Source organism: Streptomyces sp. RB17 (genome assembly GCF_009604455.1).
Classification (GTDB): domain Bacteria; phylum Actinomycetota; class Actinomycetes; order Streptomycetales; family Streptomycetaceae; genus Streptomyces.
In genome coordinates this window covers 891,458-912,695 of record NZ_WEGL01000002.1, presented here as the reverse complement: position 1 = coordinate 912,695, position 21,238 = coordinate 891,458, and the positions used below count along the sequence as shown (strand labels likewise).

Below are 21,238 nucleotides of genomic sequence, written 5' to 3'. Positions count from 1 at the left end.
CATCGGGCAGGCTTCGGGCATCAGGCGGACTTCCGGATCTCGAGCAGGTCCGGGATCGGGGCGAGGTCTTCCAGCAGCTGGCCGGTGGCGCCGTTCAGGCGCTGCCGGTCGGCCTGGGCGAGCTGCCCGACGGGGGTCCAGCGGTTGCCGTCGTGGGCCGCGTCCAGGAGTTTCTGCACGCGGGCGATGTCCGCGTCGACCGTCGGGAGCAGCTTCGGCGAGCGGCTGGTGAGCAGTGGCCTGAGGACGGTGAGCAGTTCGCGGGTGCCGGAGAGGTTGGCGTCGGCGGTGGCGAGGCTGGTGCCGCTGCCCTCGTCGGTGTCGCCGGTCAGCTCGAACTGGAGGGTGTTCTCCAGGATCTCGTGCGCGCGCAGCGGCAGGTCGCCGGGGTCGAAGTCCTGGGACGGGAAGGCCTTGCGCAGGCCTGCGGCGTCCGTGGCGAGCTGCCGCGCGGGGGCGGTCAGGTCCTTGGCGGGCTGTCCGTGCCACAGGCCGTACTCGAGGCGGAGGAAGCCGGTGAAGTCCTTGTCCTGCTCGCCGTCCGGGAGTCCGTCGGCCCGGCCGTCGATCTTCTTGTCGTAGTCCTCGAAGGTGCCGTAGGCGGCGCCGAGGGAGGCGTAGGTGCGGTGGGCGGTGAGCCAGTCGGTGCGGGCCTTGTCGAGGTGGTTGTGCTCGATGTCGTCGTCCAGGGTGCGGGTCTGGCCGACGAGGGTGTCCAGGCCCTGCTCGACGTACGTCCTGTACGCCTTCAGGGGGCCTGTGAGGTCCTGTTCGGAGACGGGGACGACCGGCGTCGCCGCGCCGCCGCCGCTCACGGTGACGGCCTTGGAGGTGACGGCCTTGCCGCCGGTGGGGACACAGCGCCAGGCGTAGGTGCCGCCGGCGACGGTGGCGACGAGGTCACGGGTGGTGCCGGGGGCCAGACCCTCGATCTCGCCGTAGACCGCGCTGGTCGACGGGTCGATCAGATACACCTCGGACGTCTTGCTGCCGGTGTTCTGCATCTGGAAGGTCTGCCGGCCCGGCTTGGGCGCGGTGAAGCCCTTGCCGCACGCGGTCTCGGAGACGGCGACGGTCTGGTCCCCGGCGGGCTTGGGCCGGGAGAGTGCGACGACGAGTCCGGCGATCACGGCGGGTACGGCGACGACGGCGGCGGGCACCACCCAGACCGGCCGGCGCCGCTCGGTCCGGCCCGCCTTGGGCGCGCGCTCGGTGCGCTCCTTCGCCGGCTTGGGACCCGTGGTCCGCACGCCGCGCACGAACAGGGTCATCACCACGGCCAGGTAGGCGACGTACGCCACCACCTGGAGCCAGGTCATGGTCGGGGTGAGGTTGAGGACACCCTGGATCAGGGTGCTGTACCAGGAGCCGGCGTCGACGCTGCTCGCGAGGTCGACCGCATAGGCGCTCTTCCCGGGCAGTACGCCGCCCTCCTGCAGATCGCGCAGGCCGTAGCCGAGGACACCGGCCGCGATGACGATCAGGACGGCGCCGGTGGCGGTGAAGAACTTCGTCAGGTTGATCTTCAGCACGCGCCGGTACAGGCCCCAGCACAGGCCCGCCGCGAGGACGAGGCCGATGGCGGCGCCGGTCAGGGGTCCGGCCGACTCGCCGGCCGCGCGGGCCGTGGTCCACAGGAACAGGGCGGTCTCCAGGCCCTCACGGCCGACCGCGAGGAAGGAGGTGAGGATCAGCATGCCGGACCCCATGGCGAGGGCACCGGTCACCTTCTCCTTCAGCTCGCCGGAGAGGTTGCGGGCCGAGCGGCGCATCCAGAAGACCATGGCGGTGACGAACGCGACCGCGATCACGCTGAGGGTGCCGCCGAACGCCTCCTGGGCGGTCTGCGGCATGGAAGCGGCGGTGAAGGTGAGCACAGCGCCGAAGCTCATCGCCACGGCGACGGCGGCCAGGACGCCGGTCCACACCTGGGGCAGCCGTGAGCGCGCCTCGGCGCGGACCAGGGTGGCCACGAGGATGGAGACGATCAGTCCCGCTTCGAGTCCCTCCCTGAGTCCGATCAGGAAACTCGGAAACGCGTCGTCCCACATGCCCTGCTGCCCTCCCTGTTAGTTAGTGAAGGCATGCCTTACCTTCGCGGACCATCATGACCATGGCCATGTAGTCGGCCGGTCACAAAGTGGTAATGGACAGGCAAAGCCCGGGAACGTTCGCCACCCTCCGTTCGTCTACAGGTCGATAGACCGTCTACAAATGTGTAGTCGGATCTTGTCGGAGCCGAAGTCGACGTACGCGTCGACGTCACAGTCGATGGAAAGGGCGTACGGCGATGGCCACTCCCCCACACCTGGCGTCGCAGCTCGCGGTCAACGTGCTCGACGCCCATTCGCTGCTCGCCGCCTTCGGCGTGCTCGGCGTCGGCGTGGTGCTCTTCGCGGAGACAGGCCTGTTGATCGGGTTCTTCCTGCCCGGGGACTCCCTGCTGTTCACGGCGGGGCTGTTGTGCACGGGCCGCTCCGACAGCGGGGTGCACCTCTCGCTCGGGCCGCTGCTCGTCGCGGCGGCCGTCGGCGCGCTGGCAGGCGCCCAGTGCGGGTTCCTGCTCGGCCGGAAGGCGGGCGGCGCGCTGCTGGCCCGCAGCCGGTCGGTGAAGCTGCGCGAGGGCGCTCAGCGCGCCGAGGAACTCCTGGAACGGTACGGACACGCGAAGGCGATCGTGCTGGCCCGCTTCATCCCGGTGGTGCGCACGGTGCTGAACCCGCTGGCAGGCGCGCTCGAGGTCCCGGCCCGAACCTTCACCCTCTGGCAGGTGGCGGGCGGGCTCGTGTGGAGCCTCGGTGTCACACTCGCCGGATACGCGCTGGGCTCGTCGATCCCGAACATCGACAAGTACCTGCTGCCGATGATCGCGCTGATCGTCGTCGTCTCCCTCCTGCCGCTCGCGGCCGAGGTGCTGCGCTCCCGCAGGGCGGCCAGGGAGACCCGCTGATGACGTCCGCTCTGTCCGGCTCGTCGGTCGACGGGCCCCTCTACCTCGACGTGGTGGATCTCGCCCACCGCTCCCCCGGCTGGCTGGACGGCATCATCGCCGTGTGGTCGGCGTACGGCCTGGCGGTGTTCGCGCTGCTCATGGTCGCCGGCTGGTGGCGGGCCCGCCGGGCCGGGGCGGACGCGGCCGTGACGGCGCTCACCGTGCCGGTGGCGGTGGTGGTGGCCTTCGGCGTGAACAGCGCCGTGAAGCCGCTGGTCGCCGAGGACCGGCCGTGCCGACACCTGGCCTTCCGCACGCTGGAGGCGTGTCCCGCGCGGGGCGACTGGGCGTTCCCGAGCAATCACACCGCGGTCGCCTTCGCCGCTGCGGTCGCCCTGTTCTTCGTCTCCCGTCGGCTGGGCGCCGTCGCCTCGGTGTGCGCCCTCGCCATGGGGGCCTCCCGGGTGTGGGTCGGGGTGCACTATCCGCACGACGTCGTCGTGGGGGCGGCGCTCGGCGGGCTGGTCGGCTTCCTTGCCATGATCGCCCTGCGCCGCCGGCCGGACCGCCTCGTCGCACGGCTGTCGCGGACCTGGCTGCGCCCGCTGCTGGTGGCGGGTACGGCATGAAGCCGGGGAGGCTCGCCGAGTCGGCGGGCACGGTAGCCCTGGGCGCCTGGATGGCGTTCGCGGCGCTGGCCGCCGTGGTGGTGAGCGACCAGGGCGACCCGCTCGCCCCGGACCAGGGTCTGCTGTCCTGGTCCGTCGGACACCGCCCGCCGGTCGCGGTGGCGGCGGCCCGCGGCCTGACCGACACGGGCACCGGTGTCGTGCCGTACGTCCTGGTGGTCCTGGCCGGGCTGATCGCGGGACGCACCGGGCGGCAGCGGCTGGGGGCCGCGCTGCTTGCCGCGGTCTGCCTGGGCGCGGGCCAGGCGGTGCGGTACGGCGTGATGGAACTGGTCGCCAGGACCCGGCCGCCGCGGTACGACTGGCAGACCCACGCCTCCGGCTGGTCGTTCCCCTCCGGCCACACCACCACGGCCGCGCTGACGGCAGGTCTGCTGATCACGGCCCTGTATCTGCGCGCCCCGCGCGGCAGAACCGTGCTGTGTCTGCTGGTCGCGTGCTGGGGGGCGGGGGTCGGGCTGACCCGTGTCTTCCTGGGCGTGCACTGGTTCACCGACGTGGTCGGCGGCTGGCTGCTCGCCGTCGGCTGGCTCGGTGTCTTCGTCTGCGCGGTGGCCCGGTGGCTGCCCGGGCGACACGTCCCCCCTGCCCCGGAACAGGACATATCCCACCCGAATGACACGGCCCACGGGCCGGTGGAGAGACATGCGCCCCAGGATCCTCATCGTCGAGGACGATCACGCTCTGCGTGACGTACTGCGCCGTGGTCTGCAGGACGAGGAGTTCGACACCGTGTGCGCCGGTGACGGCGCCACGGCCCTGCGGCTGGCGACACCGGACGTGTCCGCCGTCGTGCTGGACGTCGGCCTGCCCGACGCCGACGGCCGGGACGTCTGCCAGGCGATGCGGGCCAACGGCTTCCTCGCCCCGGTGCTCTTCCTGACCGCGCGGCAGGGACTGGCGGACCGTCTGTCCGGCTTCTCGGCCGGCGGGGACGATTATCTGCCCAAGCCGTTCCACCTCGCCGAGCTGGCCGCCCGGTTGCGCGCCGCGTTGCGCCGGGCGGCGTCCGCGCCGGCCTCCGCCGCCGCGGACGGACTGGTGCTGGACGCCGTCCGGCACAGCGCCACCGTGTCCGGCACGCGCGTCGATCTCACCCCGACGGAGTTCCGGCTGCTGGCGGCGCTCACCGCGGCCGGCGGGGAGCTGGTGCGCCGCCGCGAACTGCTGCGCGCGGGCTGGCCGGAGGGGGCGCAGGTCAGCGACAACACGCTGGACCAGTATCTGACCCGGCTGCGCCGCAAGCTGCGCGCGGCGGGCAGCGAGCGGACCATCGCCACGGCACGCGGGATCGGCCACCGCCTGACATGAGTCTGCGCCGCACGCCTCGCCGGCCCCACCTGCCGCGCCGCACGCACACACTGCTCGCCCGTCTCGCGCCGCGCACCCTGCGCGGCCGGCTCTCCCTCGTCGCGCTGACCACCGCCGCGCTGCTGATGGTGATCCTCACCGTGGTGTTCAACACCGTGGCCCGCCATCGCCTCCAGCGGGAGGCGGACGACGAGCTGCGCACCCGTGCCGCGGCCGTCGCCACGACGGTCGACACACGGCACGGCCGGGTGCGGGTGCTGGAGACCTCCGGCGACCGGCTCCTGGACACCAACGCGTGGATCTACACGGGCGGCAGTCTGCTGGAGCGGCCTCCGTCCGGGGCCGGCGCGCTCACCCGCGCCGCGAATGCCCTGGCCGCGCGCGGCGGGCGCGGCTGCACCACGGTGCACGGCCCCGACACGGTACGCCTGTGCGCGGAACCGGTGCCCGGTGCGGCGGCGCGGGCCACCGTGGTCACGGCCCTGGACCTCGGGCCGTACCGGAGTTCGGCCGAGACGCTGCTGCTGGGCTCGTTCGCGCTGGACGCGGTGATGCTCGCCTGCACCTATGCGCTGACCCGGCTCGCGGTGGGCCGGGCGCTGCGTCCGGTGCGCACGATGACGGACCAGGCGACGCAGTGGAGTGCCGTGGGATCCGAGGAGCGCTTCGCCGGCCGGGGCCGGCCGGCGGAACTGGCCGAGCTCGGCGACTCGTTGGACGCCCTGCTGGACCGGATCCGGGCGGTGCTGCGGCACGAGCGGCGGCTGACCGGCGAGCTGTCCCACGAGCTGCGCACCCCGCTGAGCCGGATCGTCGCCGAACTGGACTGGTGGCGCTCCCGGCCCCGCTCCGACGCCGAGACCCGGGCGGCGCACGAGGTCGTGGCGGAGGCCGCGCAGTCGATGCGCACCATCTGCGACACCCTGCTGGACGAGGCCCGCGCGGGTGTGCCGACGGCGCCCGGCACCGCCGACGTGCCGGCAGTGCTGCACCGCCTGTCCGACTCCATGCCGACCCCGGACGCGGTGCGGGTCGTCGTCGGGGACGTCCCCGGGCCGCTCACGGCCGGCGTCCCGCCGGCGCTCGTCGAACGGATCGTCAGCCCGCTGCTGGCCAACGCCGTGCGCTATGCCCGTACGACGGTCACGCTCGCCGCGTGCCGGACGGCCGACGGCATACGGGTCGAGGTCACCGACGACGGTCCGGGTGTGCCGGAGGCCTTCACGGACCGGCTCTTCCAGCCCGGCAAGCGGGCCGATCCCGCCGACGGCCACGGTGGGGCCGGCCTCGGACTGCCGCTCGCGCGCCGCCTGGCCCGCTCCGCCGGCGGCGAGGTGTCCCACGATCCCGGGCACGGGCCCGGGGCGCGGTTCGCGGTCACCCTGCCCGCCGGCTGACCGCGTCGCACGGTCCGCGTCACTCTGCCTGCCGGACGCCCACGTCGGACGGGCCGCCTCCCGCCGAGGCCCGACGCCGGACGGTCCGTGTGGCCGCGCCCGCCCGCCTGACCACCGCCGTCGCACGGTCCGCTCGGCCGGCCGTTCCACGGTGACGTCCTTGCGGGTCACGATCGGGAACACGACCAGGCCGAGAATGACGGCGAGGAACAGCACGCTGGTGATCACAGTGCCGAAGCCCGGACCGCCGTCACCGGTGGGCTGGGAGAGGTGGTCGCCGACGGAGGCGCCGAGCGGCCGGGTGAGGACGTAGGCGATCCAGAAGCTGGTCACGGCGCTCGGACCGAGCGACCGGGCGACGGCGACCGCGGCAGCGAACAGCACGGCGGACACCCAGTAGCCGAGGTCCATCCGCTCGGCGAGGAGGTCACCGGCCGAGGTGCCGAGCGCGAAGGTGAACAGGACGGCGAGCCAGTAGAAGGCCTCCCGGCGCGTGGTGTCGACGTGGTGGATCGACAGCGTGCGCTCGGTGCGGTACCAGGCGGCGAAGACGATCATCAGGGCGATCGCGAAGACGGTCGTGGTGGTCTCCAGCGCGACGCCCATGTTGTCGGTGAGGTTGTCGCTGACCAGGTTGCCGACGACGCTGCCGACCGTCGTGCACAGCACCGTGATCACCCAGAAGTAGACGGTGACTTCGGGCACCTTGTTCCAGAGCGCGCGACGGCCCGCCGTGGTGGTGCCGACGGCGGCGGCCGGCGTGGTTGTAGAGGTCTCTGAGGTCACGGTGCCGACGGCGCCAAGCAGAACCAACGCATCCTGAGCGCCCGGCGCGGCACTTGGTCAGGGTGTGACGTGCGGGCCGTCCGGGCGGGCGGCGCGCTGCTGGATCATCTCCCGGCTGAGTTCCCCGGTCTCGGACTCCGGCAGCCGTTCGAAGCCGTCCTCGGTGATCACGCAGACGACGGGGAAGATGCGGCGGTTCAGGTCGGGGCCGCCCGTGGCCGAGTCGTCGTCGGCCGCGTCGTACAGCGCCTGGAGCGTGGCGAGGACGGCCTCGCGCCGGGTGAGGCCCGTCCGGTAGAGCTTCTTCAGGGCGCCCCGGGCGTAGGGGGAGCCGGAGCCCTCGGCGTAGAAGTCGTCCTTCTCGTAGAGGCCGCCGGCCGCGTCGAAGCCGAAGATGCGGCCGCGGCCGCCGTCGGGCGCGGTGAGGTCGTACCCGGCGAGCAGCGGGACGACGGCGAGGCCCTGCATGGCCTGGGCGAGGTTCTGCCGGATCATCGTCGCGAGCCGGGTCGCCTTGCCGGCCAGGGTCATCGCCGTACCCTCGATCTTCTCGAAGTGCGCGAGCTCGACCTGGTAGAGCCGCACCATGTCGACGGCGAGGCCGACGGTGCCGGCGAAGGCGACGGCCGTGTGGTCGTCGGCGGGGTGCACCTTCTCCAGGTCGCGCTGGGCGATCAGGTTGCCCATGGTGGCCCTGCGGTCGCCGGCGATCAGCACGCCGTCGCGGTAGGTGAGGGCGAGCACGGTGGTGCCGTGCGGGAACCGGTCGGGGGCCATCCGCACCCCGGCGGGCAGCGCGGGCGCGGTGGGCAGCAGCCCGGGGCGGTGCGCGGCCAGGAACTCCGTGAAGGACGACGTCCCCGGCGTGAAGAACGCCTCGCCCGGCAGCCCCCCTGTGTCGTTCCCCGACATGGCCCTCCCCCTCCGGTACGGCTTCCGACACCCGACTCCTACCTGCCGCGAGCGTGCGGGAAACTCCCCATCCCTCACAGGGCCTTGCGCCGCACCAGCATCCCGAGCACCAGCAGCCCGGGCAGCAGGGGCAGCCAGACGGTCAGCAGCCGGTACCCGAGCACGGCGGAGGCGGCGGCCGCGCCGGGGGCGCCGGAGACGGTGAGGGCGAGCGCGAGCGCCGCGTCCAGGGAGCCGAGACCGCCCGGCGTGGGCAGCAGGGCGGCGGCGCTGCTGGCGGCGAGGTACAGCAGGGCCACCTGCAGCGGGGGCAGCGGCAGTCCGACCGCCTGGGTGACGGCGATCAGCACCAGCGAGTGCAGCGCGGCGAAGGCGAGGGAGCCGCCCCACAGGGCCACCGCCCGCGCGGGGCAGGCGTGCAGGAGACGGATGTCGGCCAGGACGGCCGCGAGGGCCCGGCGGCAGCGCGCCCACCAGGGGGTGGCCGGCAGGGCCAGGAGCAGCACGAGTCCGCCGAGGGCGACGGAGAGGGTCGTCGGGGTGAGGTGCGGCGGACGCAGCAGTCCCGGGCAGGCCGGAGCGAGCAGCGCGATCAGTGCCAGGCGGACCGTGGCACCGGCGGTGGCCTTCACCGCGAGGGCACTGGCCGAGCGGCCCGCGGGCAGTCCGCAGCGCATCAGGAACCTGAGGTTCACCGCGCCCGCGCCGAGCCCGGCGGGCAGCAGATGATTGGCGGCGGAGGCGGCGAACTGGGCGGCGACCAGCCGGGATCCGGGCAGCCGTCGTACCACCGCGCCCTGCTGGGCGAGCGCCGAGGCCGCCCAGGTGCCGAGGGCTGCGGCCGCGCCGACCAGGAGCCAGCCCTGATCGGCGCCGGCCAGCCGCCAGGCCCCGCTCTCCAGGGCGGGCCAGTGCCGGCGGGCCAGGTACAGCCCGCCGAGCAGGACCGCGAGCAGGAGGCCGGCCTGCCAGTAGGCGTGCCGGCGGCCCAGGGACGGGGCGAGGTGCGGCGGGGACGTGATCGGCCGTCCCTGGGTGCGGGGCGGGGACGTCATCGGCCGCCCCTGGGTACGGCGTAGTACAGCCGCTGTCCGTCGAGCGGTTGGGACGGCCAGGCGCGGGCGTAGCCGGGCGGCCTGGTGCCGCCGGGCACCAGCACGGCGACCTGGGTCCGCCGGGCGGTTGCGATGATGGCCTCCTCGGTGCTGTTGGCGTTGTGTCCGGTCGTCGCTGCCGAGGAGCAGCCGGTGTAGAAGGCGACGGGGATGGCCCCGTCCCCGGCGAGCAGGCAGGGCGGGCGGACACCGAGCCGGTGCAGCGCACCTGCCGTACGGGACCAGGCGCGGTGGGCCTCGGTGGCGCCGTCGACCGTGTTCTGCAGGACGGCCAGCTGCACCGCGAGGTGGGCGGCCAGCCCGAGGCAGAGCAGTGCCGCGACGACCGGGCGCCAGGGCCGGCGCGGGGCCCTGACCAGGTACGCCAGCGCGTCGGCGACCGGGAGTGCGAGCAGGGCGTAGGCCGGCAGCAGGAAGCGCGGGGCGGCATAGCCGATCATGAACAGATACGGGAAGGCCGCGGTGGCCGCGCAGGCGAGCGGCAGCAGCGTGGCCGTCGTACGCCGGGCGCGGACGGCCACGACGAGCCCGAGGACGGCGAGCAGCGGCAGCACGAACCACCAGACGGTGACCACCGGGTGGGGGACGTCACCCGTGCACGGCCGGCACAGCGCCCGGCCGCCGAGACTGCGCAGTTGGTCGACGACGGCGAGATGCCAGCCGAGACCGCCCTGGATCTCCGAGCCCTGGGACAGCCGGCGCACCAGGCCGCCGTAGTCGGCGTACGCCTCGATCACCCACTCGGCACTGCCGGCCGCGAGCCCGGCGAGCAGCACCGCCAGTGTCCGCCCGTGGCGGCGCGCCAGTCCGAGGGCGAGGAGCGGCAGCACCGCCCAGACGGCGTCCATGGGCCGCATCAGGGCCATGAGGGCGGCACTCACCGCCAGGCCCCACAGGGCGCCCCGGTCGGTGCGGTCGGCCCGGGCGCGCAGGAAGCAGGCGAGGGCGGCCAGGGCGCCGACGGCGACCCAGTAGTTGGGCATGGCCTGCGGGCCGTAGAACAGGGTCACCCACAGGGAGGCGAAGAGGGCGCCGGCGAGGGCGAGGACGCGCACCGGGAACAGGCCGCGCCAGGCGCGCAGGGCCAGGTACAGGGCGAGGCCGGACAGCACGGCGAGGTATATCCGCAGCAGTGCGGTGGAGGTGGACCAGGAGGCGACGGGCGCGACGAGCAGCGAGACGCCCCGGGCCCGGGGCGCGCTGAAGAAGGCGGCGGGAGCCTGGGGACTGACCTGGCTGACGTACACCGTCTCGTCCCAGCCGAGGCCCATGCCGGGCCGGACCAGGAGCAGTTGGGCCAGGGTGAAGGCGGCGGCGACGACCGCGAGCGGGAAGGCGGTGCGGAGCGGCCGGGTGCCGCCGGACGTGCGCGGTGAGCGTGGGCGCCGGAATCCGGCGAGTGTGGCGTGCGCGCTGCCGGCCATCATCACCCCTCTGCCCCCGCGGAGTGGTGGGGACCCTTGTCACCCTACAACCTGTAGGGGTCGCGAACGGGAGTCGGGGAAAACACCGCCAAACTACCCCGAATACCCGCCTCATGCCGGGTGGACGGGGCCATCCGGCCGACGGCACTACGCGCTGTAAGGTTGGGGCATGGCTGGCACAGGGTCCCGCGGGAGGGCGGAGCGGCGCAGCGCCGGTGAGCTGGAGAGCGAGGTGCTGGCCGCGCTCTGGGCCACCGAGCGGCCCCTGACCCCGGCGGAGATCCAGGCCGAGGTCGACGGGGCGCTCGCCTACAACACGGTGCACACCATCCTCAAACGCCTGTACGATAAAGGGCTGGTGCTGCGGGACGCCGACGGCCGGCGCGGCGCGTACCGCCCGGCGAAGAACGCGGCCGAATTGACCGCCGAGGCGATGCACGAGGCCCTGGACCGTGGCCCGGACCCGATCGCCGCGCTCCAGCAGTTCGTTACCGGGCTGAGCGCCGAGGAGGAGCGGGCGCTGCGCGCACTGCTCGCCGGAGGCGGCGCATGAGGTTCGACGTGTACACCCCGCTGGTGCTGTCCCTGCTGCTGTCGGTGATCGGCCCGCTGATCGCCGGCCGGGTCGCTCCGGCACTCGCCGCGCGCGTCCTCACCTCGGCGGCCGTGCTGACCGCCGCGGCCACCACCTGGTCACTGGTTCTGCTGGCCGCCGCGCTCCTCGGGGACGCGCCGCCGGTGATCCGCGAGGCCCGCGAGGACGGGCATCCGGTGACGGCCCCGGTGCCCGAGGCGATCGGCCTCGCCGCCTGCCTGGCACTGGTGCTGATCGCCGTACGGGTGTACCGGGCCGTACACGCCGAGCGCCGCACCCGGCGTGCCCTGCGCCGGCTGTGCGCGGGACACCCGGCGGACACCGAGCTGATCGTCGCCGCCTCCGAGGTTGCGCAGGCGTTCGCGATCCCGGGCCGGCCGGGCCGGATCCTGGTCACCTCGGCGATGCTGCGCGCCCTCGGGCCGGCCGAGCGACGAGCGCTCCTCGCGCACGAGCGCGCTCATCTCGCCCATCGGCACGGCCCGTTGGTCATGGCAGCGACCCTCGCGGCGGCGGCCGACCCGCTGCTCGGCCCGGCGCGCAGGGCCGTCGGTTTCCTCGTGGAGCGGTGGGCCGACGAGCAGGCGGCGGCCACGGTCGGCGACCGGCGGACCACCGCCCGGGCCCTGGCCCGGGCCGCGCTCAGCGCCGGCGGGGCCCGCACCACCTGCGCCCTGCACTTCACCGACCGCGCCGTCACCCGCCGCATCGCGGCCCTGCAGACCGGCCCGCCGCCGCGGCTGTGGCCGGCCGCGGCGGCCGTCCTCCTGCTGGGCACCCTCTCCGCCCTGCTCGCGGCCGACGCGACAGGGGACTTGCTGCGGCAGCTGTCCGGTGTCCTGATCTGAGACGCCCGACGCATGTCCAGGTGGGGCGGAGCGCGCGCTCAACCCCCGTTCGGTGCCCGGTGCAGCGGCTGCCCGGGCGTCGGTCGCCGGGCAGCCGGCGGCACCGCCCGCACCGCCGGCTCATCCGTACGCACCGTGAGCCGCTCACCATGGTGCCGCAGCGTCAACGGCGGCCCGTCCAGCAGCGCGTACGTCGCCTTGTCCGCGCCGATGTCCACGCGCAGCCGCCGGCCGCGGAACTCCACGTTGAAGGCGAGCCGGCTCAGCCGCTCGGGCAGGCGCGGCGCGAACCGCAGCCGCTCGCCGTCGCGACGCATCCCCCCGAAGCCCGCCACCAGCGCCATCCAGGTGCCGGCAAGCGAGGCGATGTGCAGCCCGTCGCGGGTGTTGTGCTCCAGGTCCTGCAGATCCATCAGGGCCGCCTCGGTGGTGTAGTCCCAGGCGAGGTCCGGATGGCCCGCCTGGGCTGCGACGACGGCCTGGCAGCACGCCGACAGCGAGGAGTCCCGAACGGTCAGCGGCTCGTAGTAGGCGAAGTTCCGGGCCACCTGCTCCTCGTCGTGCTCCGCGTCGAACCAGGCGCCGCAGGTGTACATGGCCAGCACCAGGTCGGCCTGCTTGACCACCTGCTTGCGGTAGAGGTCGAAGTAGGGGAAGTGCAGCAGCAGCGGGTACTGGTCGGCACGGGTGGCGGCGAAGTCCCAGCGCTGGTAGCGGGTGAACCCGGCGTGCTGCTCGTGGACGCGGAGTTCGTCGTTGTAGGGGACGTACATGGCCTCGGCGGCGTCCCGCCAGGCCGCGCTCTCCTCCTCGTCCACGCCGAGCCGTGCCGCCTCGCGCGGATGGCGTTCGACGGCGCCTGCCGCGGCGAGCAGGTTCTGCCGGGCCATGAGGTTGGTGTACGTGTTGTCGTCGGCGACCGCGCTGTACTCGTCGGGGCCGGTGACGCCGTCGATGTGGAAGTCGCCGTGTGCGTCGTGGTGACCGAGCGAGCGCCACAACCGGGCTGTCTCCACCAGCAGTTCCACGCCGACCTCGCGCTCGAACAGGGTGTCCCCGGTGGCCTCGACGTACCGGACCACCGCGTCGGCTATGCCGGCGTTCACATGGAAGGCCGCGGTGCCGGCCGGCCAGTACGCCGAGCCCTCCGGTCCGGCGATGGTCCGCCAGGGGAACGAGGCGCCGCCGAGCCCGAGTTGAGCCGCGCGCTCCCGGGCCTCGTCCAGGGTGCTGTACCGCCAGCGCAGCGCCTCGGCGACCGCCGCGGGGGCGGTGTGGGTGAGCACGGGCAGCACGAACATCTCGGTGTCCCAGAAGGCGTGTCCGTCGTAGCCGGAGCCGGTCAGGCCCTTCGCCGGGATGGCGCGCTGCTCGGCGCGGGCCCCGGCCTGCAGCACGTGGAACAGGGCGAAGCGGACCGCCTGTTGGACCTCCTCGTCGCCCTCCACCTCGACGTCGGCGCGGGACCAGAAGTCGTCCAGGAAGGCGCGCTGGTCCGCCAGCAGACCCTGCCAGCCGTCGTGCGCGGCGGCGGCGAGCGCGGCGTCGACCTGGTCGGCCATCGCGGGCAGCGAACGGGCGCCGGACCAGCCGTGGGCGACCAGCTTCTCCACCCGCAGGGTCTGTCCGGGCTCCAGTACGGCGGTGACCGTCAGCCGGGCCACGTCGGTGCCGCTCTCGCTGCGGGTGGTGGTGCGCTCGGGGCCGCTGACGACGTGGTCGGCGGCCACGGCCACCCGCAGGCCGCTGCGCCGGGTGCGGTGCACAAGGCGCAGCCGGCTGCCGGAGGCGAAGTGGTCCTCCTGCTCCAGCGGGGCCTGCAGCGCCATGGCCGCGCGCGGGTCGCCGTTCGACTCGGGCAGGGTCTCGTTGGCGACCAGTTCGGACTGGATCACCACCCGGCTGCGGTCGCCGACGGCCTCCACCTCGTACGACACCGCGGCCACCGCGCGCTGGGTCAGCGACACCAGCCGGGTGGAGCGCACCCGGACCGTGGAGCCGGCCGGGGAGGTCCACTCGCAGGTCCGCTCCAGCACGCCGCGCCGCAGGTCCAGGACCCGTTCGTGCGAGACGAGCCGCCCGTAGCGGAGATCGAACGGCTCGTCGTCCACCAGCAGCCTCAGGATCTTGCCGTTGGTGACGTTGATGACCGTCTGGCCCGACTCCGGGTAGCCGTAGCCGGCCTCCGCGTACGGCAGCGGGTGCACCTCGTGCACGCCGTTGAGATAGGTGCCGGGCAGGCCGTGCGGTTCGCCCTCGTCGAGGTTGCCGCGCCAGCCGACGTGCCCGTTGGACAGCGCGAAAACCGACTCGCTCTGGGCGAGGACGTCGAGGTCGAGGGTGGTCTCCCGTACGGCCCACGGCTCCACGGTGTACGACCGGTCGGTGATCACTGCTTGCCTCCCAGCTCGGCGAGGTCCTTCACCACGGTGCTCGCGCCGTGCGCGTACAGCGCGTCGGCCTGACCCACGCGGTCCACGCCGACGACATAGCCGAAGCCGCCCGTGCGGCCCGCGTCCATACCGGCCAGCGCGTCCTCGAAGACGGCGGCCCGGGACGGCTCGACGCCGAGGTCGTGGGCGGCGGCGAGGAAGGTGTCGGGGTGCGGCTTGCCCGGCAGCTGCCGCTCGGCGGCGACCACACCGTCGATCCGCACGTCGAAGAAGTGCTCGGCGCCGACGGAGCGCAGCACGTCACGGCAGTTGGCGCTGGAGGAGACGATCGCCGTGCGCAGGCCCGCGGCACGGACCGCCTCCAGATAGCGCAGGGTGCCCTCATAGGCCTCCACACCGCCGGTGCGGATCTTCGCCAGCAGCAGGACGTTCTTGCGGTTGCCGAGCCCGTGCACGGTACGGGCCTCCGGTGGGTCCTCGGGGGTGCCCTCGGGCAGCTTGATGCCGCGGGAGTCGAGGAAGGCGCGGACGCCGTCGGCGCGGGGGCGGCCGTCGACGTACTCGTCGTAGTCGGCGACCGCGTCGAACGGCCGCCCTTGTTCCCCCGCGTAATCCTGCAGGAACGCGTCGAACGTCTCCTTCCAGGCGGCGGCGTGCACGACGGCCGTCCTGGTGACGACACCGTCGAGGTCGAAGAGACAGGCCTGGATCTCATCGGGAAGACCGAGTTGAGTCATACCGGCACTCTTCCCCATGAGCCGCGCTCCCGTGAATGGCACACGCCACACAGCACGCGACCTCCTGATGTCACACTCTGCTGTGTGCCGCTGATCTTCGACGACCTCCTCGACCGCGCCCGTGGCCTCGTCCGGGACGGCCGGCGTGCCGTGCTGGGCATCGCGGGCAGCCCCGGCGCGGGCAAGAGCACGCTCGCCGAGCACCTGGTGCGTGCGCTGAACGCCGACGGGCCGCCCTGGGCCGCGCACGTGCCCATGGACGGCTTCCACCTCGCCGACGCCGAACTGGACCGGCTCGGCCGCCGCGACCGCAAGGGCGCGCCGGACACCTTCGACGCGGCCGGGTACGCGGCACTCCTGCGGCGGCTGCGCGAGGACACCGACGAGGTGGTGTACGCACCCGGGTTCGAGCGGGTCCTGGAACAGCCGATCGCGGGCGCGATCCCGGTGCCGCCGACCGCCCGGCTGGTGGTGACCGAGGGCAACTACCTGCTGCTTACGGAGGGCTCGTGGGCGCGGGTGCGGCCGTGCCTGGACGAGGTGTGGTTCTGCGAGATGGCCGAGGCCGAGCGGATCCGCCGGCTGATCGCCCGGCACGAGGAGTTCGGCAAGGACCACGAGACGGCCGTGGCCTGGGTCCTGAGCACGGACCAGCGCAACGCCGACCTGGTGGCGGCGACGCGGGCACGGGCCGACGTGGTGGTCCCGGCCGCCGTGCTCCCGTCGCCGTCCCGGTCCGCGCACACCCGGTCGACAGGACACGGACGGGACTGACCGGCACCGTCAGCAGCCGCGCGGGCCGGCCGGCGGGTGGGGATCTGCCGGACCGGCATGAGGGCGAAGTCCCCTTCGATCCGGCCGTCCTGCTGGACCGCGTGCCGGAGCCGATGCGGGCGCCGAAGTACCGCAGCCCGAGGACGGATTCGAAACCGGAGTGCTGTTCGCTGTAGCGGGAGCCGCCGTTGTCGTAGCCGCCGGAGGGCGAGTGCCGACATGGCGAACATCACGGGACCGAGCGCGTTTCTGTGGCTCCGAGCGCGTTTCTGTGCGCCGAGCGACCCGCGTTCACCCGCCGACCATACGGAGATCACCGGCCTCTCCCCGGCGCGACACACCACCGCCCTAGATATTCACCCGTTCAACCTCTTCTCCCTCCTTCTCCACGGGTTCGCACACGCCGGCACATCGCCGGACACCCCGTGGACGACTCCTGAGAGGCACAGGCATGCCGTCACCTGCCGGGCACCCCTCCTCCGCGCTGAACCGGCGCGGGTTCCTCACGACCTCGCTGGCCGCGTCGGCGGGTGTGCTCGCCGCCCCGGCCGTCGCCGCCTGGCTGCCGGCGGCCGACGCGAAGGCCGCGAGCGCCCCGGCCGCGTTCGTGGACGACTACAGGACCAACGTCATCGCCAACCTCACGCCCGAGACCAACGCGGTGGTCCGGGTCCTCGGCGGTTTCGCGCAGGTGTGGAAGACCGGCTCCGCCTGGAACACCGGCGCCCCGCTGCGCCCCGAGGTGCTGCGTGCCGACCTGAGCTACTGCGCGCGCGTCACACAGACCCGCACCGACGCGCAGGCGAAGGAGGCCTTCGTCTACGACCGCCAGCACCAGAGCTACGCGCTGATCGCCGGCCTCGGCCCGCTCGCCGGCCTCTACCGGGCGGGCGCGAAGGCGGTCACGTCGATCACGAGCGCGCCCGACGGCACACCGGCGACCACGGTGAGCGACGCCGTACCCGCGAACGCCCCGGCCGGTGCGGCGCTGGGCGCCGGCGCCCACGACTCGGCCCTCGGCAAGGTCGCCGAACTGGTCGACACCGTGCGCGGACCCTACGCCTCCGGCAACCCCGCCAAGTACGCCTACGAGTACCCGCGTCCCTGGCGCCTGACCGAGGACAGCGAGGTCGTCGACACCGGCAGGACGGACGCGTTCGGCTTCCCGGTGTACGACTCGCCGGTGGTCGTGGCCCCGCAGCTGCTGCGCCAGCGCGGCACCTCCCCGGCCGACGACGGCGGCTTCCCGAGCGGCCACACCAACGCCTTCCACCTGGCCGCGCTGGCCTACGCCTACGCCGTACCCGAGCGTTTCCAGGAGCTGGTGACCCGCGCGTTCGAGCTGAGCCACACCCGGATCGTGGCGGGCATGCACCACCCCGTCGACGTCATCGGCGGCCGGATCATGGCCACCGCACTCGCCGCGGCCACCCTCGCCGACCCGGCCAACGCGGACCTGAAGGCCGCCGCCCGCGCCCAGGCCCTCACGTGGTTCACCGCACAGACCGGCACCACCCCCGACACCCTGTACGCCTACGCCCACACCGGCGCCGACCCGTACGCCGACCGGGACGCCAACGCCCGCGCGGTCCGGCCCCGACTGACGTACGTCCTCACCCGGCAGGGCCGCGATCTGCCGATGACCGTGCCGAAGGGCGCGGAGGTGCTGCTGGAGACGCGGCTGCCGTACCTGACGGCCGATCAGCGCCGTGAGGTGCTGCGCACCACAGGCCTGCCCTCGGGGTACGTCCTCCTCGACGGCTTCGAGCAGTGGGGGCGGCTGAACCTGTTCGCCGCGGCGGACGGTTACGGCGCCTTCGACGCGGACGTCTCGGTCACGCTGGACGCGGCCGCGGGCGGTTTCTCGGCGGCCGACGCCTGGCGCAACGACATCGAGGGTCACGGCGGACTGACCAAGCGCGGCACCGGCTCGCTGACGCTGACCGGCCGCAACCGCTACACGGGCGGGACGGTGCTGGCCGAGGGCACGCTGGTCGCCGGTGCCGAGGACGCCCTCGGCCACGGGGACGTGCGGGTCGCGGGCGGCACCCTGCGGGTGGCCGAGCGGCTGCGGGTGCGCGGCGCGTACGCGCAGGACGGGGGCACGCTGGAGCTCACCCTGCGCGCCGGCCGGAAGGCGCCGCTGGCGGTGAAGCACCTGGCGGCACTGGGGAGTTCGGCGGTGCTGTCGCTGCGGCTGGACACCGAGCGGCCCCCGGCCGAGGACATCACCCTGCCGGTCGTCGACGTGCCCCGGCTGCGCGGCCGGTTCACCCGGATCGAGGTGAACTCCGACCGGCTGCGGGCCGTACCCGTGTACACGGCAGAAGGTCTGTCGGTACGACTCGTGAAGCGGTGACGCCTCCGGCGGCGGGAGCGGTGCGACAGTAGGGCCATGATGCGGCCCACGACCGTTCCCGCCGCGCCTCGGCCGGTGCCATCGCGGGGCGGATGATGGCGCGCGAACAGCACCTGCTCCTCACCCGTGCGGTTGCCTCCGAAGGCCCGCGACGGCCGGTCCCCGGCCGCCTCCGGGCCCGGCTGCACCGCCACCGGCGGTGGCTGGTGCCGCTGCTGGCCGTGCTGTTGCTCGCCCAGATGGCCGCGGCGATGGTCACCACGGCCGTGCAGCAGACCCCGACCATCGACGAGCCGGTGTACGTCGCGACCGCCACCGACTATCTGCACGAGCACCGGATCCGCTACAACCCCGAGCATCCGCCGCTCGGCAAGCTGCTGATCGCGGCGGGGGTGGCGGTGGCCGACCCGCACTACGACCCCTCGTACACCGGCACCCAGGGGGATGTGGGCCGGCATCTGCTCTACGAGTCGGGGAACGACCCCTGGCGTGTGATGCTGTGGGCGCGGCTTCCGGTGATCGTGCTGACGTTGCTGTTCGGGCTGGTCGCCTTCGCGTTCGCCCGCGACCTGACGGGCACGGCCGGCGGCCTGGTGGCCCTCGCCCTGTACGTCTTCTCGCCCGATCTGATCGCCCACGGCTCGCTGGCCACGCTGGACGTGCCGACGGCCGGTTTCGTGCTGACGTCGGCCTGGCTGGTGTGGCGGGCGCGCCGCCGGCCCGGGCTCTGTCTGCCGCTCGCCGGGGCGGCTCTCGGCGCGGCCGTGGCGACCAAGATGAGCGCGCTGCCGGCGGTTCCGGTGCTCTCGGTGCTGGCCGCGGCGTCGGTCCTGGTGGCGCGCAGGGGAGCCGATCCGCACCGGCCCGAGCCGCGCTCCCCCCTCGCGGGCCCGGCAGGCACTCGCCCTCGCGAGGCCCCGTCCCTGTCCGCGCATGCCGACACGGCCGGTCCTCGCCCGGGCACGGTCCTGTCCGCCCTCGTGGGTGCCCCCGGCGACCGGCGCCGGGCGGTGCTGTCGGCGCTGGCCGGCGCGGTCGCCGTGGCGGTGGTGGCGGTCGCCGTCGTCTGGGGCGCGTATCTCGCCGTCGATCCCGGTCTGCGATTCTCCCCCGCCGAACCTGTCCCGGCGCTGCACGGGCTGCGGGGCCGACTGGTGGATCTGCTGCCGGTGCCCGACGCCTACCGGGCGGGGATGCGGGTGCAGTTCGGGCTGGAGGACTACCCGTGGCAGGGCTATCTGTTCGGGCACCTGTACACCGGTTCGCTCTGGTACTACCTGCCGGCCGCCCTGCTGGTGAAGACGCCGCTGGGGCTGCTGGCACTCGGCGCGGCGGGTGCGGTGACGCTCGTGGCGGTGCGGCGGCTGCGGCCCGCGGCGCCGTATGTGCTGCTGCCGCCCGGGGTGCTGCTCGCGGCGGCCATGACGGGGTCGCGGGACTTCGGGACGCGGTACGCGCTGTTCGTGCCGATGTTCCTCGCGGTGGCGGCAGCCTGTGTGCCCCGGCCCGGCCGGCGGTGGACGGCCGCCGCGACGGCCGCGCTGGTGCTGTTCGCGGCAGGGAGTTCGCTGCGGACGTTCCCGTACTACCTGCCGTACTCCAACGAGGCCTTCGGCGGCCCCGCCCGCACCCACCGGCTGCTGCACGACTCCAACGTGGACTGGGGACAGGACCTGGGCCGGCTCGCCGACCTGCTCCGGCAGCGGCACAAGGGCGAGCGGGTGTGGCTGGTGTACAAGGGCAGCGGAGTGCCGTCGTACTACGGCATCCGCGCCGCCGATCCGCGCACGGTGCCGCCGGAGCGGGTGCACGGGCTGCTGGTGGTCTCGGACTCCGCGCTCGCCAAGGCGCGCGGACGGCTCGCCGAGCTGGTCGCCGGCAGCCGGCCGGCCGGTGACGTGGGGCATTCGATCAGCCTCTTCCGGCGCTGAAACCTCCTGCTCAACCCCCTGTTCCTGACGGTGGGTGAGCTATGTTGAGTGCTTGTGGCAGACAAAGGAGGCGGACCGGTGCCCTCGCCGCAGCAGGCACGCGCACAGGCATCAGCGATCAGGTCCGGCAAGACCGTGCCCGCGGCCGAGGCCAGCCCGACCTCCCGGCTCCGGGAACTCTTCGACGGCCCCCGCCTGTCGCCGGGGCAGCGGCGCATCGCCCAGTACCTGATCGAGCACATCACCGAGGCCGCGTTCCTGTCCATCACCGAGCTGGCCGACCGGGTCGGGGTGAGCCAGCCCTCGGTCACCCGCTTCGCCGGCGCCGTGGGCTTCAGCGGCTACCCCGCGCTGCGCGAGAGGCTGCAGTCGATCGCGCTGAGCACCCTCGCCGGCGGGCCGGGCGAGGAGGACCGGGCCAACGAGCTGCAGGCGGCCGTCGACGCCGAGATCGAGAACCTGGAGAACCTGCGGCGCGACTTCGCCGACCCCGACCAGATCATCCGAGTCGGCCGCGAACTTTCCCGCTCCACCCCGCTGACGGTGCTGGGCCTGCGCATCTCGGAGTCGCTCGCCGAGTACTTCGGCTACGCGGCCCGCCGTATCCACCCCGACGTACGGCTGGTCACCAGGGGCGGCAGCGTGGCCTACGACGCGCTGCTGCAGTGCCGTGAGGCCGGCGGCACCTGGGTGCTGGCCTTCGCCATGCCGAGGCACTCCCAGGAGACGCTGCAGGCCGTGCGGGTGGCCCGCGGCGCCGGCCTGAAGGTCGCCCTGGTGACCGACCTCGCCCTCGGGCCGGTGGCCGACGAGGCCGACGTCACCTTCGCCACCGGTACCGGCTCACGGCTGGTGTTCGACTCCTACGCCGCGCCCGGTGTGATGGCCGCCGCGCTGCTGCAGGCCATGACCGACGCCGATCCCGAGCGCACCCAGGCCCGCCTGGAGAAGTACGAACAGCTCTCCGACCAGCACCAGTTCTTCATGAAGGACTGATCCGGTCCGTCCCGGAACGTTCCGGTCCGTCCCGGACGG

At 73.7% G+C, this 21,238-nt stretch carries 17 protein-coding genes and 1 pseudogene; 11 read left to right on the top strand and 7 right to left on the bottom strand.

What is annotated here, in order from left to right; translation table 11 throughout:
- Window positions 1–20: 20 nt before the first annotated feature.
- Window positions 21–2,051 (bottom strand): iron uptake transporter permease EfeU, encoded by a 2,031-nt coding sequence (gene efeU, locus SRB17_RS11100; protein WP_153537226.1) that lies wholly within the window; start codon window positions 2,049–2,051, stop codon window positions 21–23.
- A gap of 239 nt (window positions 2,052–2,290) precedes the next feature.
- Between efeU and SRB17_RS11095 the strand changes: the two genes are divergently transcribed.
- Genes SRB17_RS11095 through SRB17_RS11075 form a run of 5 tightly spaced genes read left to right on the top strand, consistent with a single transcriptional unit; the run spans window position 2,291 to window position 6,329 of the window.
- The gene (locus SRB17_RS11095) at window positions 2,291–2,950 is read left to right on the top strand and encodes a DedA family protein (RefSeq protein WP_153537224.1); all 660 of its coding nucleotides are present in this window, start codon (window positions 2,291–2,293) and stop codon (window positions 2,948–2,950) included.
- A complete protein-coding gene (locus SRB17_RS11090) occupies window positions 2,950–3,561 on the top strand; it encodes a phosphatase PAP2 family protein (RefSeq protein WP_153537221.1) in 612 nt (203 codons plus the stop codon). Before SRB17_RS11095 ends, SRB17_RS11090 begins: the two co-directional genes overlap by 1 nt.
- Complete coding sequence (locus SRB17_RS11085; protein WP_153537219.1) at window positions 3,558–4,313, top strand: phosphatase PAP2 family protein; 756 nt, start codon at window positions 3,558–3,560, stop codon at window positions 4,311–4,313. The genes SRB17_RS11090 and SRB17_RS11085 overlap by 4 nt, the downstream gene beginning before the upstream one ends.
- Window positions 4,267–4,932 (top strand): response regulator transcription factor, encoded by a 666-nt coding sequence (locus SRB17_RS11080; protein ID WP_153537217.1) that lies wholly within the window; start codon window positions 4,267–4,269, stop codon window positions 4,930–4,932. Before SRB17_RS11085 ends, SRB17_RS11080 begins: the two co-directional genes overlap by 47 nt.
- Window positions 4,929–6,329 (top strand): sensor histidine kinase, encoded by a 1,401-nt coding sequence (locus SRB17_RS11075; protein WP_153537215.1) that lies wholly within the window; start codon window positions 4,929–4,931, stop codon window positions 6,327–6,329. Before SRB17_RS11080 ends, SRB17_RS11075 begins: the two co-directional genes overlap by 4 nt.
- Before the next feature lie 135 nt (window positions 6,330–6,464).
- On the opposite strand, the pseudogene SRB17_RS11070 reads toward SRB17_RS11075, so the two are convergent.
- The 4 genes and pseudogenes from SRB17_RS11070 to SRB17_RS11055 form a co-directional block, all read right to left on the bottom strand.
- A pseudogene (locus SRB17_RS11070) lies at window positions 6,465–7,115 on the bottom strand (hypothetical protein); the annotation flags it as partial.
- 57 nt (window positions 7,116–7,172) lie between these two features.
- Window positions 7,173–8,027, bottom strand: a complete 855-nt coding sequence (gene prcB / locus SRB17_RS11065) for a proteasome subunit beta (RefSeq protein ID WP_153537213.1) — start codon at window positions 8,025–8,027, stop codon at window positions 7,173–7,175.
- 74 nt (window positions 8,028–8,101) lie between these two features.
- Window positions 8,102–9,082, bottom strand: a complete 981-nt coding sequence (locus SRB17_RS11060) for a lysylphosphatidylglycerol synthase domain-containing protein (RefSeq protein WP_153537211.1) — start codon at window positions 9,080–9,082, stop codon at window positions 8,102–8,104.
- Window positions 9,079–10,566: a hypothetical protein gene (locus tag SRB17_RS11055; protein WP_153538232.1), complete on the bottom strand. Its 1,488-nt coding sequence runs from the start codon at window positions 10,564–10,566 to the stop codon at window positions 9,079–9,081. The genes SRB17_RS11060 and SRB17_RS11055 overlap by 4 nt, the downstream gene beginning before the upstream one ends.
- Before the next feature lie 169 nt (window positions 10,567–10,735).
- Between SRB17_RS11055 and SRB17_RS11050 the strand changes: the two genes are divergently transcribed.
- Window positions 10,736–11,119, top strand: coding sequence for a BlaI/MecI/CopY family transcriptional regulator (locus SRB17_RS11050; RefSeq protein WP_153537209.1), 384 nt, complete (start codon window positions 10,736–10,738; stop codon window positions 11,117–11,119).
- Window positions 11,116–12,009: a M48 family metalloprotease gene (locus tag SRB17_RS11045; protein WP_153537207.1), complete on the top strand. Its 894-nt coding sequence runs from the start codon at window positions 11,116–11,118 to the stop codon at window positions 12,007–12,009. Before SRB17_RS11050 ends, SRB17_RS11045 begins: the two co-directional genes overlap by 4 nt.
- Window positions 12,010–12,047: 38 nt before the next feature.
- Here the strand turns inward: SRB17_RS11045 and SRB17_RS11040 are convergent, their stop codons facing one another.
- Together SRB17_RS11040 and SRB17_RS11035 are read right to left on the bottom strand one after the other, a co-directional pair.
- Entirely contained in the window at window positions 12,048–14,402 is a 2,355-nt protein-coding gene (locus SRB17_RS11040; protein WP_323375284.1) for a glycoside hydrolase family 65 protein, read from the bottom strand.
- Window positions 14,399–15,139 (bottom strand): HAD family hydrolase, encoded by a 741-nt coding sequence (locus tag SRB17_RS11035; protein WP_153537205.1) that lies wholly within the window; start codon window positions 15,137–15,139, stop codon window positions 14,399–14,401. Before SRB17_RS11035 ends, SRB17_RS11040 begins: the two co-directional genes overlap by 4 nt.
- An 84-nt stretch (window positions 15,140–15,223) precedes the next feature.
- On the opposite strand from SRB17_RS11035, the gene SRB17_RS11030 reads away from it, so the two are divergent.
- The 4 genes from SRB17_RS11030 to SRB17_RS11015 all read left to right on the top strand — a co-directional run bounded on the left by SRB17_RS11030 (window position 15,224) and on the right by SRB17_RS11015 (window position 21,199).
- Window positions 15,224–15,913: a nucleoside/nucleotide kinase family protein gene (locus SRB17_RS11030; RefSeq protein WP_323375283.1), complete on the top strand. Its 690-nt coding sequence runs from the start codon at window positions 15,224–15,226 to the stop codon at window positions 15,911–15,913.
- A gap of 451 nt (window positions 15,914–16,364) precedes the next feature.
- The gene (locus SRB17_RS11025) at window positions 16,365–18,272 is read left to right on the top strand and encodes a phosphatase PAP2 family protein (protein WP_153537203.1); all 1,908 of its coding nucleotides are present in this window, start codon (window positions 16,365–16,367) and stop codon (window positions 18,270–18,272) included.
- Between the two features lie 92 nt (window positions 18,273–18,364).
- Window positions 18,365–20,203: a phospholipid carrier-dependent glycosyltransferase gene (locus tag SRB17_RS11020; protein ID WP_153537201.1), complete on the top strand. Its 1,839-nt coding sequence runs from the start codon at window positions 18,365–18,367 to the stop codon at window positions 20,201–20,203.
- A gap of 78 nt (window positions 20,204–20,281) precedes the next feature.
- Complete coding sequence (locus SRB17_RS11015) at window positions 20,282–21,199, top strand: MurR/RpiR family transcriptional regulator (RefSeq protein WP_323375282.1); 918 nt, start codon at window positions 20,282–20,284, stop codon at window positions 21,197–21,199.
- Window positions 21,200–21,238: the final 39 nt, after the last annotated feature.

Coding starts and splice junctions, on each gene's coding strand:
- SRB17_RS11085 (WP_153537219.1), top strand. CDS start 3,558: ATGAAGCCGGGGAGGCTCGCCGAGTCGGCGGGCACGGTAGCCCTGGGC.
- SRB17_RS11060 (WP_153537211.1), bottom strand. CDS start 9,082: ATGACGTCCCCGCCCCGCACCCAGGGACGGCCGATCACGTCCCCGCCG.
- SRB17_RS11025 (WP_153537203.1), top strand. CDS start 16,365: ATGCCGTCACCTGCCGGGCACCCCTCCTCCGCGCTGAACCGGCGCGGG.
- SRB17_RS11075 (WP_153537215.1), top strand. CDS start 4,929: ATGAGTCTGCGCCGCACGCCTCGCCGGCCCCACCTGCCGCGCCGCACG.
- SRB17_RS11090 (WP_153537221.1), top strand. CDS start 2,950: ATGACGTCCGCTCTGTCCGGCTCGTCGGTCGACGGGCCCCTCTACCTC.
- SRB17_RS11055 (WP_153538232.1), bottom strand. CDS start 10,566: ATGGCCGGCAGCGCGCACGCCACACTCGCCGGATTCCGGCGCCCACGC.
- SRB17_RS11080 (WP_153537217.1), top strand. CDS start 4,267: ATGCGCCCCAGGATCCTCATCGTCGAGGACGATCACGCTCTGCGTGAC.
- prcB (WP_153537213.1), bottom strand. CDS start 8,027: ATGTCGGGGAACGACACAGGGGGGCTGCCGGGCGAGGCGTTCTTCACG.
- SRB17_RS11035 (WP_153537205.1), bottom strand. CDS start 15,139: ATGACTCAACTCGGTCTTCCCGATGAGATCCAGGCCTGTCTCTTCGAC.
- SRB17_RS11045 (WP_153537207.1), top strand. CDS start 11,116: ATGAGGTTCGACGTGTACACCCCGCTGGTGCTGTCCCTGCTGCTGTCG.
- SRB17_RS11095 (WP_153537224.1), top strand. CDS start 2,291: ATGGCCACTCCCCCACACCTGGCGTCGCAGCTCGCGGTCAACGTGCTC.
- efeU (WP_153537226.1), bottom strand. CDS start 2,051: ATGTGGGACGACGCGTTTCCGAGTTTCCTGATCGGACTCAGGGAGGGA.
- SRB17_RS11020 (WP_153537201.1), top strand. CDS start 18,365: ATGATGGCGCGCGAACAGCACCTGCTCCTCACCCGTGCGGTTGCCTCC.
- SRB17_RS11050 (WP_153537209.1), top strand. CDS start 10,736: ATGGCTGGCACAGGGTCCCGCGGGAGGGCGGAGCGGCGCAGCGCCGGT.